This window comes from Bacteroides galacturonicus (assembly GCF_003096855.1).
Classification (GTDB): Bacteria; Bacillota; Clostridia; order Lachnospirales; family Lachnospiraceae; genus Lachnospira; species Lachnospira rogosae.
Window position 1 is genome coordinate 266399 of the sequence record NZ_QEOA01000003.1, and the last position, 14158, is coordinate 280556.

The window sequence follows — 14158 nt, forward strand, 5'->3', positions numbered from 1 at the left end:
TAGGTTGATATTCAGAAACAAAATGCGGAGGATAATAATAATGAGTAAGTTTATTTATATGGATAATGCGGCTACAACAGCAGTAAGACAGGAAGTTGTTGATGCTATGGTGCCTTATTTTACAGAATCATACGCTAATCCATCAAGTGTATATAGTTTTGCACAGAAGACTAAGAATGATATGGAAGAAGCAAGAGAAACTATAGCTTCTATTCTCGGTGCGGCTAAGCCTAATGAAATATATTTTACAGGTGGCGGAAGCGAGTCTGATAACTGGGCATTAAAGGCAGCAGCAGAGGCATTTAAGTCAAAGGGTAATCACATTATTACAACTAAGATTGAACATCATGCAATTCTTCATACTTGCGAATGGCTTGAAAAGCACGGATATGAAGTGACATATCTTGATGTTGATGAATACGGAAAGGTTGACCCTATAGAATTCGAAGCGGCAATTAAAGATACAACAATACTTGCAAGCATAATGTTTGCTAATAATGAAATCGGTACAGTTGAGCCAATCAAGGAACTAGGTGCAATTGCACATTCTAAGGGAGTGATATTCCACACAGATGCTGTACAGGCATTTGCACATATTCCTATTAATGTACAGGAAATGAATATTGATATGTTAAGCGCAAGCGGACATAAGTTCCACGGTCCTAAGGGAATTGGTTTCTTATATGTAAGCAACAAGGTTAAGATTGGTTCATTTATTCACGGTGGTTCACAGGAGAGAAGCAGAAGAGCAGGAACTCACAATGTACCAGGTATTATCGGAATGGCTAAGGCGGCAAGCATTGCCAATACTAATATGTCAGAGAATATTAAGAATATCTCAGCAATAAGAGATCACATTATTGACAGAGTGTTAGCAGAAATTCCATACTCAAGAGTTAATGGTGACAGAACAGACAGACTTCCTGGAAATGTTCATTTCTGTTTCAGATTTATTGAGGGTGAATCAATGCTTATTATGCTTGATCAGAAGGGAATATGTGGTTCATCAGGTTCAGCCTGCACATCAGGTTCACTTGACCCATCACATGTTCTTCTTGCAATCGGACTTCCTCACGAGATAGCACACGGTTCATTAAGACTTTCACTTGGTGAAGATGCAACAATCGAAGATGCTGATTATGTTGTAGATGAATTAAAGGGTATCGTAGAAAGATTAAGAAGCATGTCTCCTTTATACGAAGATTTCGTAAAAGAGCAGGGAAAATAATAATATAATGTGTACGGTTTAATGTATACTTGTTGCAGCTGCAGTTGTCAGGATAATCTGATAGCTGCGGCTTTTTTATGTAATAGGAAATTCCAATAGAATTCCCTATTACATAAAAGGCACTATATGCCGATTATGCACACTCGCACGAAGATGTATTTTATCGCAAGCGACCGTGCTCGGTGCAGGAATGTGTTTTTACATATTCTTTTTTATATGTGTTATTGTATTTTTTGTGTATTTCTGGCGGATACACTTGATATATATAACGAGGCAGAGATATAATAGTTGGCGAATTTGTGCACTGGACCGTTCAAATATATATGAAATAAGAGCACAAAAGAAAAGAGGTTTATTTATGAAGTATCTTAAACAGTTTTTGATTATTCTTGTAATCTCGTTAGTGGGTGAATTGATGAATAAGTTCATACCACTTCCAGTACCGGCAAGTATCTATGGTATGGTTATCTTATTTGCTGGTCTTCTTACAGGATTGATTAAGCTTGACGCAGTTAAGGAAGCAGGACGATTTCTTATAGAAATTATGCCTGTAATGTTTATTCCTGCAGGAGTAGGTCTTATATCATCATGGCTTAATTTAAAGCCGATATTAGTTCCGATATGCATAATAACAGTTGCAACAATATTTACTGTTATGGGTGTAAGCGGACACGTTACACAGTTTATTGTAAGACGTACTAAGAGAGGGGATAATAATGAATAGTTTTTTTCTTGATTCAGCATTTGCGGGAGTAGCAATAAGTCTTATCGCATATATGGCAGGAACATTTCTTAAAAAGAAGTTAAAGCTGGGATTGTTTAATCCACTGCTTATATCTATAATTGTAACTATGGTTGTATTAATAATTGGTAAAGTTGATTATGAAAGCTATAATGCCGGTGCGAAGTATCTTAGCTGGCTTTTGACACCAGCCACGGTGTGTCTTGCCATTCCTCTTTATGAGCAGTTCGAGCTTTTAAAAAGTAATTGTGCGGCAATTATATTAGGAATAGCATCGGGAGTTGTCACAAGCCTTGTTACAGTGCTTGTATTATCGGTGGTTTTTGGACTTACCCACGAGCAATATGTAACATTGCTTCCAAAGTCAATTACAACTGCAATTGGTATGGGTGTATCAGAAGAACTTGGCGGATATGTAACGATTACAGTTGCAGTTATTGTTGTAACCGGAGTAATTGGCAATATATTAGCAGAATTTATATGTAAAGTATTCAGAATTACAGACCCGATAGCTAAAGGTGTTGCGATAGGAACATCTGCACACGCTGTAGGAACAGCTAAAGCTATTGAAATGGGAGAGATAGAAGGTGCTATGAGCAGTCTTTCAATTGCTGTTGCAGGTATACTTACAGTAGTTGGTGCAAGTGTATTTGCGAACTTCTTATAAAAGAATAAGAAGTTGTGACACACAGGTTTCAAAATATTGAAGATTATTTCTGTGTGTGAAAAAATTTTATATATATAATAATGAGAATGGAGGATAAATATGATTATTACAATTGCAAGACAGTGTGGATGTATGGGTGATGAGATAGGTCAGAGACTTGCTGATGAGTATGGACTTACATTTTATAATAAGGAACATATTGTTAAGCTTGCTAAGGAAAAAGGGATATATGATAAATTCCCTTATTTCTTCTCCGAGATACCGGTAAATGCTTTAATGCATTCTATAAGCAGTGACGAGAACAATGTACTGCTTAGCGAGGCAAGAAAAGCCCTTTATCCAATAATAGGTGACGGTGATTGTGTGATAATAGGCAGGGGAGCTAATTACGCATTTTCTGACAGACCAGACAAGGTAAGCGTATTCTTAAGCGGAGATAAGGCTGAGAGAATTAAGCATATAGCAGATGTCCATAATATTTCTGAAAGAAAGGCGAAGGTTGTTGTTAATGAAACTGACAGCAGGAGAGCAGAGTTTCATAAATATTGTTCTGATCAGGAATGGGGAAATGCGGCATATTACGATATGTGTATAGATGAAACAAGAATTGGTGCTGACGGAGTTGTCGGAATTATAAAAGAATATATAAACAATTGTATGTTTGACAAATAATTGCCAGACTGATATTATAGGAACATATTATCTTTGACACAATAGATAAAAATATACTAAATAAACAGATTAGTTCGGAAAGTGTGAATGAAGAAGTAAGATAACAGAGTGATAAGTCCTTCATATCTAAAGAAGTGTATACAGCTTATGAGGGCAGGCGTTAAAAGGGAGATTGTATGACATTAGAAATAATATTAGTAGCATTGGTGCTTATTATGTGTATTGCGGCAGACAAGTTTTCGGGAAGGTTCGGCATGCCTGCACTTATACTTTTTATAGGTATAGGTATGTTATTTGGATGCGATGGAATAGCTGGAATTGAATTTGACAATTTTACTATGACAGAATATATATGTAATATTGCACTTGGGTTTATTATGTTTTATGGTGGTTTTAATACTAAATGGAAGACTGCCAGACCTGTTGCTGTTAAAGCTGTTCTATTGTCTACCTGTGGCGTAATTCTTACAGCGGCATTTACAATGCTGTTCTGTTATTTTGTATTGAGATTTCCAATAGCGGAAAGCTTTCTTGTTGGAGCAGTTCTGTCAGCAACAGATGCGGCGAGTGTATTTGCAATATTAAGACGTAAGAAGCTTAATTTAAAAGATGGTGTTGCTTCGCTTTTAGAGATAGAGAGTGGTAGTAATGACCCTATTGCTTATATGCTTACTGTTATAGGAATATATATTCTTAATGGTGATAATCTTATAAAAGTTCCATACGTTATATTTGCACAGATTGTATATGGTGTGCTTATTGGCATAGGTCTTGCGGTGGCTGCCATATATGTTCTTACCAGGACGGATATAATTGTAAATGGACTTGATACTATATTTATTCTTGCTGTTGTGCTTTTAGGCTTAGGACTTTCACAGTTAGTCGGCGGCAATGAATTCTTATGTATATATCTTTTTGGCATTCTGCTTGGTAACAGCAGGATACGCAATAAAGGTAATATTGTTCCATTTTTTGATGGTGTAACAACACTGGCACAGATAGTTATATTCTTTATGCTAGGATTGTTATCCTACCCTCACAGATTTTTAACAATTATACCAATATCTATAGCAATTGCGGTATTTCTTACATTTATAGCGAGACCGGCCGTAGTATTTGCGATACTTAAGCCGTTCAAATGCTCGGTACGTCAGTGCCTTTTAGTGTCGTGGGCAGGTCTTAGGGGAGCATCTTCAATAGTGTTCTCTATAGTGATTATGGCGGGCGGAAGCGTTATGTCAAAGGATTTGTTTAATATAGTGTTTATGATATCACTTCTGTCAGTTGCAATTCAGGGAACGCTTCTTCCAGCAGTCTCAAGACGGTTGGATATGATTGATGAAACATCAGATGTACGTAAGACATTCAATGATTATCAAGAAGAATCATCAATTACGCTTATGCGTATGTTCATACCTAAAGGTCATAATTGGGAGAATAAGCTTATAAGTGAAGTACATATGCCGACAGGTGCAATTGCACTTATGATAAAAAGAGGCAGGGAAACAATTATTACAAGAGGCAATACTAAGATATGCGGCGGGGATAATCTGATACTCAGTATTCCAGCATATGAGAATGGCGATAATGATTCGCTTGAGGAGATTAACATAACTTCGGATAATAACTGGTGCAATAGAACAATACGCCAGTTGGATCTTCCAGAAAATCTTATAATTGCCCTTGTAAAAAGAGGAGAAGAGAATATAATACCTATTGGCGATACACTTATACAGAATGGTGATGTTGTAGTGATATATCGCAGATAATACAGGAAAGAGGTTGGTATTATTATGATAACCAAGAAACAAATCCAGATGTCAGAAACATTTCTGAATAGTGCAGTTCTTGCGGTGTCAGGTGGATTTCAGGATGCTTATACATATTTCACAAGAGATAAAGTATTCTCTAATGCACAGACAGGAAATGTTGTCCTTATGAGTCAGAATTTTATGACAGGAAATATAGTCGGTGGAATTAAGTATCTGTTTCCTTTCTTAGCATTCGGACTTGGAGTGTTTGTGACAGAACAGATTAATGCCAGATACAAGATGGCAAAGAAAATCCATTGGAGACAGTTAGTTCTTCTAATAGAAATTATAATACTTACAATTGTAGGTTTTATACCAGAGACTTTTAATATGGTGGCAACAATTATGGTGTCATTTTCGTGTGCTATGCAGGTTCAGGCATTCAGAAAAGTCAACGGCTTTGCATATGCAAGCACAATGTGCATAGGTAATTTAAGAAGTGGTACAGATGCACTTTCTGTATTCGTAAGAGAAAGAAAAAAAGAGCAGTTATTTAAAGCAATTCATTATTTTGGAATTATATTTTTCTTTGCACTTGGTGCAGGAATAGGCGGTAATTTATCAGAAACATTTGGAATACATACAATATGGGTATCATCAGTTATACTTATGGTAAGTATGGTGCTTATGTGGTATGAAAAGTTCAGAATTTAGGAGAATTTGATTGAAATATAGTAAAGAACAGCAGGAAGCCATTAACACAATTGATGGACAGGTGTGTATCATATCTGTTGCGGGTTCAGGAAAGACATCGGTTATAGTGGCAAGGGCTAATAATATAATTAAATCGGGTGTGAGACCATATAGAATACTGGTGCTTACATTTTCCAAGGCTGCGGCAGTGCAGATGGCAGACAGGTATAAAATGCAGTATGGCAGTGATGGCATAAGATTTTCAACTATACATTCCCTGTGTTATTCGGTACTTGCAAGAGCATATAATCTGAAGGCTGAAGATATATTATCGGAAGCCGGAAGATTAAAGTTCTTTACTGAATTTCACAGACAGCTTTTATATAAGAGAGTATCAGGGGTTCCTGATGATTTTGATGAGTATTATAGAAAATGTAATGAATACATAAATAGTATGGCGGTCGGTACGGCTGACATTCAGGATAGTAAAAGCAGTTCTAAGGCATATCTTGAGATAACTTTTTCCCAGTACAAGGAATTTAAAAAGAATAACAAGAAGCTTGATTTTGACGATATGATATTATATTGTCACAAATGCTTAAGCTCTAATAAGCAGGAGCTGGAATACTGGCAGGGAATATTTGACTATATAATGGTTGATGAGTTTCAGGATACAGGCACATTGCAGGCAGAGATTATATATATGGTTGCTGATTTAAGGAAAAATGTGTGTGTAGTTGGAGATGATGACCAGTCAATATATGGTTTCAGAGGAGCTGACAGCTCAATATTTAAGGAATTCTCAAAAAAATATCCTGGGTCTGTACAGATAATTCTTGGTACTAATTACAGAAGTCTTCCATATATAATAGAAGGTGCTGACAAAGTAATAAGAAATAATGAAAACAGAATTGTCAAAAATATGTCAGCATACAGGCATGGTGAGGGAAAAGTGCATATAAGACAGACCGCATCTTATGGCAGGCAGGCAGATATGGCAGTGTCACTTATTAATGACTATGTAAAGATAGGCGGACATTTAAGCGATATTGCAATACTTTACAGGGTGAAGAAAGAGGCCTCGGTGCTTGTCAATACATTAGAAACGATAGGTATGCCATTTTTTACAAGGGATAATGTGGATGATATTCATCTTGGCATATGTTTTTACGATATGCTTGCATATTACAGGCTTTCAAGAGGTGTGCCGGAACAGACGGATCTTAGACGGATAATTAACAGACCCAAAAGATATATAAGAAGCAACCTTGTGCACAATTGCGAATTTGACAGGAATAAAATATACGAAGCCTGTACAAAGAATGCCAGCAGACAGGATTGCTTAAGAATTAACGATACAATCAATGATATGTTTCTTGATTTCAGAAGTCTTTCGAGGATAGATAATCCGACACAGTTTATCAATTATATATACGATGATATGGGGTATGAAAATGACCTTTTTGAGTATGCAGAGTATACAGGACTTGACAGCGGGGATATTATTAATCAGTCAGAGGCTATGAAAAAGGAAGCGTTAAAGTTTGATAATATGTCTGAATGGTACAGATATATAACTGACAGGGAATACAGGGTGAGAACGGATAAGAATGAGGGTGTGTATCTTAGCACATTTCATGGTGCTAAGGGACTTCAATGGAAGAAGGTTATAATAATATCAGCGAATGAACAGGTGACACCATATGCTTATATGGGTAAGGTTGATGATTATGAGGAAGAACGCCGGTTATTCTATGTTGCTATGACAAGGGCAGAAGACGAGTTAGATATTATCTATATAGATGGCGGGGCAAGACATCAGAAGAGGTCAAGATATGTGCAGGAACTTATAACAGTATAAATTTTAAAGTGTAAATTAAGTGTAAATTATCCTATAAAATATTGCATTATTGTATATTTTAAGCCATAATATATTACATTATCAGAAGTTCATATAATAATTGGGAGAAGTATTAATGGAAAAAAGAGAGAAGAATAAAAATATAATTGTATTCGGTATAGTTATGGCAATAAGTCTTTCTGTAGCACTTAATATAGGGAATATATTTGGTGGTATAGGAACATTTTTTAAGATTCTGAATCCAATAATTCTAGGCTGTATGCTTGCGGTTATATTTAATGTGCCAATGGAAGCATTGTCAAGACAGTTAGAGAAGCTGTCAAAGAAAGTAAAGTTCTTAAAAAAAGAAAAGGCACGCAACGGGATAAGCCTAGTTGTGACAATAGTTATAGTTGTGCTTGTATTCGCTGTTATAATGTGGTCTATTATTCCGGATCTGATAGAGTCGATTACTGGATTTATAAAGAATTTTGATAATAATGTAAATGTAGTGACTGATATTCTGGATAAATATGATGAACATCTTACGTTTATTAATGATTATGTTGAAAAGATTGACTGGAACAGCATACTTAAAAAGTCTGGAGAGGTTGCCGGAGCATTTTTCCAGAGCATATTTACGGGTATTCCACAGATAGGTTCATCTTTGTTTAATCTTAGTATATCTGTGATAATTGCAGTGTATGTGCTTATGGATAAAAGACGCCTGCTTTCACAGACAGAAAGGCTTTTAGAAGCTGTATTTGGAAAGAAGGTATCTTCTAAGGTTACAGGTGTTACTAATCTTTTTGCACAGACTTATGCAAGTTTCCTTACAGGACAGTGCGTTGAGGCTTGTATACTTGCCGTGCTTATGTTTATTACACTTAGCATATGCAGAATGCCATATGCCGGACTTATAAGCATAATGGCGGCAGTGTTCCAGTTCGTTCCATACATAGGAACATTTTTAGCGTGTGTTGTTGGTGCATTTCTTGTGCTATTCACCAATCCGGTACTTACTATATGGTTTGTAATCGTATTTCAGATTGTTCAGTTTATCGAGGGACAGTTCATATATCCAAGGGTTGTAGGAAGCTCTGTAGGACTTCCGGCACTCTTTACATTAATGGCGGTGTTCTTAGGCGGCAAGTTCTTCGGCCTTCTCGGGATGATATTCTTTATTCCGCTCACATCGGTTATATACCAGCTCCTTAGAGATATGGTAAACAACCGCTTATCGTCAGATAAGGCTGGCAACGACACAACACCAGAAACAGGGAATGCGGATACTTTGAAGGCAGATAGTGGTAGTGCAGAGTAGTTGTAACTCTGATTTTAAATCTTCATAAATAACGTTATAATTGATAAAAATGCGGTGGATTGTTCTGCTGTATGATTAATAACGGGGTAATAATTAACCTGCTGTAATATATGTATTATAATATACATTTATTACAGCAGGTTTTTAATAAAATCTGTTTATAATCTTTTAGATATAATCTTTTGCAATATCTTTAAGAATATTGGCAGAGTCTTTTAATTTTGTAAGCTCCTCATCATTCAATTCAATAGGAATTACCTTCTGTACGCCGGTTTCATCGACGACAGCAGGAATACTAAGGACAACATCATTAAGTCCGTATTCGCCTGTCATAAGGCTTGATACTGGAAGAATGGATTTCTCATTACGAACGATTGCCTCGCATATTCTTTTGACAGCCATTGCAATTCCGTAGTATGTGGCATGTTTTCTTTCAATAATTTCATAAGCACTGTTTCTGACATTTTCAAATATCTTCTTCATAGACTGCTCGTGGTTGAAGTGACCACGAAGCTCGCAGAAGTCATTAACCTTAAGACCGCCTATTCTTGCATTGCTCCAGGCAGCAAGCTCGCTGTCGCCGTGTTCACCAATAATAAATGCGTGAACGCTTCGGCTGTCAACGTCAAGATGTTCACCAAGCAGATATTTGAAACGGCCTGTATCAAGTACAGTTCCGGAACCAATTACCCTGTTAGATGGATAACCAGATTCTTTAAGTGCAATAAGTGTAAGAATATCTACAGGGTTAGATACAATAAGAAGAATTCCACCAAAATCACGTTTCTTGATTTCGCCAACAATTGATTTCATAATAGCCGCATTTTTCTTGATAAGGTCAAGTCTTGTTTCATCAGGCTTCTGGTTAGCGCCAGCAGTTATAACAATAATTGCGGCATCAGTAATATCATCATAATTACCAGCATATATCTGCATAGGTCTTGCAAATGATATGCCGTGGCTTATATCCATAGCTTCACCTTCGGCTCTTTTTGTATCTGCATCAATAAGAACCATTTCTGAGAACAGACCACTCTGCATAAGTGCAAATGCAGATGATGAACCAACAAAACCACAGCCAATTACAGCAACTTTTCTACTATTTACTTTCATAATTATACCTCATTTCTTATACAGCCGGATAATATAATGTCCAGTTAAGCTGGAATTATTGAACGGTATTCGTCTGTATATATTGTTATTTCTTTAACAAACATTATAGCACCACTTATAGTGTATGCAAGATTTATATTCAAAACATTTTTTTGTGCAAAATAATCATAAAATTATTATTAAAATTAACATATTCAGAAGATATGTTATTGACTAATTAGTGTAATATTAGTATTGTAATGAAATTGGTGGTAATTATATTTTGATATTCTGAGTTAATGTAAAATAAAGATTTAACATAAATGGGGGATTGCTATGAAGAATATAAAGAAGTTTGTAAAACGTAAAGGACATCACATAGCAGCAGTACTGGTAGTTGTATTGATATTAGTAACAGCCGGGGTATGTGTAAGCATACCTGTTATCAAGGTTACTAATAAAAGAAAGGCGAGCAAAGATGTTTTAGTGAGTAATACAATACAGGTAGCTGACAGCACTTATGGGATTCCTGGTAACAGTGCGGATGCAGATAATTCATATGTTGAATTAGCAGATGGTGACCCACAGTCGGATAATATGTCACAGGAATTAAGTGAGAATGGGATAGAGCTTAATATAACAACATTTTCTAATGATAATATGGCATATTCCAATGGCATTGATGTATCCAAATGGCAGGGAAAGATTGACTGGAATAAAGTCGCAGAAAGCGGAATTGATTACGCGATGATAAGAGTTGGATACCGTACAGATATATATGGAACTATATGCGAAGATGAATATGCGTCATACAATCTTGAGGGAGCACAGAAAGCGGGCATAGATATAGGTGTGTATTTCTTTTCGACAGCGGTTGACGAGGACGAAGCAATAGAGGAAGCATGCTGGGTCATAGATTATATATCAGCCTATGACATAACATACCCTGTTGTATACAATTGTGAAGATTATAATAATCCTTCAAGCAGAATGTATAATCTTAGTAATGAAGAAAGAACTAACAATGCACTTGCATTTATGGATACTGTGGACAGAGAAGGCTACGATGCCATGTTATATGCTGGCAAGGGTCAGATTGTTAATAATAAGGAATGGAATATACAGGATATAGAAGCCAGATATCCGATATGGGTGGCATCTTATAAAGAGGGAACATATCCAGCAGTAGAACATCCTTCATACACAGGTGCGTGTGCTATGTGGCAGTATACTAATAATGCCAAAATAGATGGAATATCAGGATATGTTGACGTAAATGTTGCTTATTTTAATTACAATTCAAGCTTTAATTATAATTATGGCACACAGGCATCAGTGTCGGGACAGACACAGCAGAGCCTTAATACAGCTGAATTGGGAATTATCTTTAACAGTGTTAATGAGGAGGTAACTGCTAAAGAGCCGGTTAATCTAAGAAGTATCCCAGAAGTATCAGGTGATATTGTAGATGTGCTTGATAATGGAGATATAGCATTGCGAACAGGAATAGGTGATACCGGCTGGTCAAGGCTTATATATAATGGAAATGTTGTATATGCGGTTACGAGTTATCTTACAACAGATTATTAAATATCTATAATACCAGTGTAGAATTGTATGTGTGCAGTACGGAACAATCCGTAGGTATCATAAGCTGGAGGCTTTTCACCCAAGCATTATATATACAATATTTAAGAACGGAGATTTAATTAATGACAAAAAGAAAAATAACTAACAAAATACAAAGGTTAATATCACTTGCACTTGTTGTAGTTATGGTGTTTGCTTTTGTAGGCTGTGGAACTGCAACAGAAGATGTTAATGTAGATAATTCTGGTTATAATGCCGGTGCAGGTGCTTCAGCTGACAATCCATATACGTTTATAGATGATTATGGAAGAACAGTTACAGTAACTTCTTATAAAAGAACAGCAACACTTATAGGAAGTTTTGCAGATGTATGGATGTCTGCTGGTGGAAGTGTAGTGGCAACAGCTAATGATACATGGACTAATTTTGATTTAGGGCTTTCAAGTGATGTTGTCAATATTGGAAGTATACTAAATCCTAATGTGGAACTTCTTATAGCTTCAAGACCAGATTTTGTTATTGCAAGCTGTAATACAGATTCTAATATAGCACTTATGCAGACACTTGAAAATGCAGGAATAACAGTAGCATATTTTGATGTATCTAATTTTGAGCAGTATCTTAATATGCTTGACAAATGTACTATGATAACAGGCAGGAGAGATCTGTATAAGACTAATGGAACAGATGTTAAAGAGCAGATAGATACTATAAAATCAAGAGTTGATGGCAGCAATCCAAAGATATTATTTATAAGAACTTCGTCAAGCAGTGTCAAGGCAAAGCAGAGCGAAGGCTCAGTAGGCGGTGAGATATTAAAGGATTTGGGCTGTGTTAATATAGCAGACTCAGATACATCACTGCTTGATGATTTAAGCCTTGAGGCAATTGTAGTAGCCGACCCTGATTACATATTTGTTACAACACAGGGCAACGATACAGATGCGGCTATCCGTAATATAGATAAGCTTCTTACATCTAATCCGGCGTGGTCGTCATTAACTGCTGTAAAGCAGGGACGTTACTATGTTCTTGATAAGAAGCTTTATAACTTAAAACCTAATGCGAAGTGGGGTGAAGCCTACAAGCAGTTAGCGGATATATTGTACATTGATAGGTAAAATATTCAGGAGGAATTACTATGGGTTATTTTCCGTTTTTTATTGACATTAAAGGAAAGAAAGGTCTTGTTATCGGAGGAGGCAGAATAGCAGAGCATAAAATAAGCAAGCTTCTTGCATATGAGCCGGAACTTACAGTTGTTGCAAGAAAGGTAAGCGATAGCATAAAGAGCATTGAAGGCATTAATATTATTGAAAGAGAATTTGTTAATTCAGATCTGGACGGATGTTCATTCTGTATAGCTGCTACAGATGATGCAAAATTTAACGCATATGTTGCAGGCGTATGCCGCAAATACCACATTTTTATAAATGCGGTAGACGATAAGGATAATTGTGATTTTCTGTTTCCGTCTGTATACAAAGCAGGAGATTTATCTATAGGAATATCTACCCAGGGAGCAAGTCCTTATGTTGCGGCAGATATTAAGAATAGAATAGCACAGGAGCTTCCTGCGGATATTGAAGATATACTTATGTATCTTGGTTCAATTAGGGATAGTATTAAAGAGAATGTAGATGATGCCTCTATGAGAGCTGATATATTCAAGGAAGCTGCAAGAAAATGTATGGTGCTTGGCAGAGAGCTTGACAAGGACGAATTACAGGATGTTATTAATAAAGTAAGTGAGAGGATTACTGGTAAAGATAATACAAATGCTGAAACAAAGGCAGATGGGAAATATTCTTACAGCAAGGGCAAGGTTGTAATTGCTGGTGCAGGCTGTGGAACTTATGATCTTATAACTGTAAGGGCGTTAAATGCCATAAAGAAGGCACAGGTGCTTGTATATGATGACCTGATTGATAACCGCCTTATGGAATTCTGTGTTGAAAGCTGTGAAAAGATATATGTTGGCAAGAGAAATGGAAGACACAGTATGGCACAGGAAGAAATTAACGAACTCCTTTTAAAGAAAGCCAATGAAGGAAAGCTTGTTGTCAGATTAAAGGGTGGTGACCCATATGTATTCGGACGTGGTGGAGAAGAAATGCTCTATCTTAAGTCAAATGGCATAGAAACAGAAGAAATACCAGGAGTAACATCAGCAATAGCAGTTCCTGCAATGGCAGGCATACCAGTTACACATAGGGATGTAAGCAGAAGCTTTAGTGTTGTCACAGGACATACCAAAGATATGGACTCACTTTATGAAGAAATAAGAAATTCGGCTTCTATGAATGGAACTTGTGTATACCTTATGGGACTTACACATCTTGCACAGATAACTGAGGCACTCGTAAGCGGAGGTAAGCCTAAGAACACTCCAGCGGCAGTTATTACAGGTGGATTTGATGATACATACAGAATAGTCAAAGGTACACTTGCTGATATTGAATTAAAGGTAAGAGAAGCAGGCATAACATCACCGGCAGTCATAGTGACAGGAGAGGCTGTAAACATCAATTTAAAATAATTTTAAAATAAACACATAAA

General features: G+C 36.5%; 12 protein-coding genes. 11 read left to right on the plus strand and 1 reads right to left on the minus strand.

The window, feature by feature from the left end; all coding sequences use genetic code 11:
• Nucleotides 1-40 precede the first annotated feature (40 nt).
• The 8 genes from nifS (at nt 41) to C7390_RS04070 (ending at nt 8917) form a co-directional block, all read left to right on the plus strand.
• Complete coding sequence (gene nifS, locus C7390_RS04035; protein WP_022502869.1) at nt 41-1228, plus strand: cysteine desulfurase NifS; 1188 nt, start codon at nt 41-43, stop codon at nt 1226-1228.
• A 358-nt stretch (nt 1229-1586) separates the two neighbouring features.
• The gene (locus C7390_RS04040; RefSeq protein ID WP_022502868.1) at nt 1587-1952 is read left to right on the plus strand and encodes a CidA/LrgA family protein; all 366 of its coding nucleotides are present in this window, start codon (nt 1587-1589) and stop codon (nt 1950-1952) included.
• Nucleotides 1945-2637, plus strand: a complete 693-nt coding sequence (locus tag C7390_RS04045; protein WP_022502867.1) for an LrgB family protein — start codon at nt 1945-1947, stop codon at nt 2635-2637. Before C7390_RS04040 ends, C7390_RS04045 begins: the two co-directional genes overlap by 8 nt.
• Before the next feature lie 99 nt (nt 2638-2736).
• Nucleotides 2737-3309 carry a cytidylate kinase-like family protein gene (locus tag C7390_RS04050; protein WP_090139489.1) on the plus strand — a complete coding sequence of 191 codons (573 nt, stop codon included), beginning with the start codon at nt 2737-2739 and terminating at the stop codon, nt 3307-3309.
• A 176-nt stretch (nt 3310-3485) separates the two neighbouring features.
• Nucleotides 3486-5078, plus strand: coding sequence for a potassium/proton antiporter (locus C7390_RS04055; RefSeq protein WP_022502865.1), 1593 nt, complete (start codon nt 3486-3488; stop codon nt 5076-5078).
• Nucleotides 5079-5102: 24 nt separating this feature from the next.
• A complete protein-coding gene (locus C7390_RS04060; RefSeq protein ID WP_022502864.1) occupies nt 5103-5774 on the plus strand; it encodes a YoaK family protein in 672 nt (223 codons plus the stop codon).
• A gap of 10 nt (nt 5775-5784) precedes the next feature.
• Nucleotides 5785-7614 carry an ATP-dependent helicase gene (locus tag C7390_RS04065; protein ID WP_116443651.1) on the plus strand — a complete coding sequence of 610 codons (1830 nt, stop codon included), beginning with the start codon at nt 5785-5787 and terminating at the stop codon, nt 7612-7614.
• Nucleotides 7615-7729: 115 nt separating this feature from the next.
• Nucleotides 7730-8917, plus strand: a complete 1188-nt coding sequence (locus C7390_RS04070) for an AI-2E family transporter (protein ID WP_116443652.1) — start codon at nt 7730-7732, stop codon at nt 8915-8917.
• A gap of 168 nt (nt 8918-9085) precedes the next feature.
• Here the strand turns inward: C7390_RS04070 and C7390_RS04075 are convergent, their stop codons facing one another.
• Nucleotides 9086-10030 (minus strand): L-lactate dehydrogenase, encoded by a 945-nt coding sequence (locus tag C7390_RS04075; RefSeq protein ID WP_172678507.1) that lies wholly within the window; start codon nt 10028-10030, stop codon nt 9086-9088.
• Between the two features lie 315 nt (nt 10031-10345).
• On the opposite strand from C7390_RS04075, the gene C7390_RS04080 reads away from it, so the two are divergent.
• The 3 genes from C7390_RS04080 (at nt 10346) to cobA (ending at nt 14138) form a co-directional block, all read left to right on the plus strand.
• A complete protein-coding gene (locus C7390_RS04080; RefSeq protein WP_116443653.1) occupies nt 10346-11599 on the plus strand; it encodes a GH25 family lysozyme in 1254 nt (417 codons plus the stop codon).
• 122 nt (nt 11600-11721) lie between these two features.
• Complete coding sequence (locus C7390_RS04085; protein ID WP_022502860.1) at nt 11722-12720, plus strand: ABC transporter substrate-binding protein; 999 nt, start codon at nt 11722-11724, stop codon at nt 12718-12720.
• Nucleotides 12721-12740: 20 nt separating this feature from the next.
• Entirely contained in the window at nt 12741-14138 is a 1398-nt protein-coding gene (gene cobA / locus C7390_RS04090) for a uroporphyrinogen-III C-methyltransferase (RefSeq protein WP_022502859.1), read from the plus strand.
• Nucleotides 14139-14158: the final 20 nt, after the last annotated feature.

Excerpts from the sequence above, each read along its gene's own strand:
- C7390_RS04045 (WP_022502867.1), top strand. The coding sequence starts at position 1,945 with ATGAATAGTTTTTTTCTTGATTCAGCATTTGCGGGAGTAGCAATAAGT.
- C7390_RS04070 (WP_116443652.1), top strand. The coding sequence starts at position 7,730 with ATGGAAAAAAGAGAGAAGAATAAAAATATAATTGTATTCGGTATAGTT.
- cobA (WP_022502859.1), top strand. The coding sequence starts at position 12,741 with ATGGGTTATTTTCCGTTTTTTATTGACATTAAAGGAAAGAAAGGTCTT.
- C7390_RS04055 (WP_022502865.1), top strand. The coding sequence starts at position 3,486 with ATGACATTAGAAATAATATTAGTAGCATTGGTGCTTATTATGTGTATT.
- C7390_RS04060 (WP_022502864.1), top strand. The coding sequence starts at position 5,103 with ATGATAACCAAGAAACAAATCCAGATGTCAGAAACATTTCTGAATAGT.
- C7390_RS04075 (WP_172678507.1), bottom strand. The coding sequence starts at position 10,030 with ATGAAAGTAAATAGTAGAAAAGTTGCTGTAATTGGCTGTGGTTTTGTT.
- C7390_RS04050 (WP_090139489.1), top strand. The coding sequence starts at position 2,737 with ATGATTATTACAATTGCAAGACAGTGTGGATGTATGGGTGATGAGATA.
- nifS (WP_022502869.1), top strand. The coding sequence starts at position 41 with ATGAGTAAGTTTATTTATATGGATAATGCGGCTACAACAGCAGTAAGA.
- C7390_RS04080 (WP_116443653.1), top strand. The coding sequence starts at position 10,346 with ATGAAGAATATAAAGAAGTTTGTAAAACGTAAAGGACATCACATAGCA.
- C7390_RS04085 (WP_022502860.1), top strand. The coding sequence starts at position 11,722 with ATGACAAAAAGAAAAATAACTAACAAAATACAAAGGTTAATATCACTT.
- C7390_RS04040 (WP_022502868.1), top strand. The coding sequence starts at position 1,587 with ATGAAGTATCTTAAACAGTTTTTGATTATTCTTGTAATCTCGTTAGTG.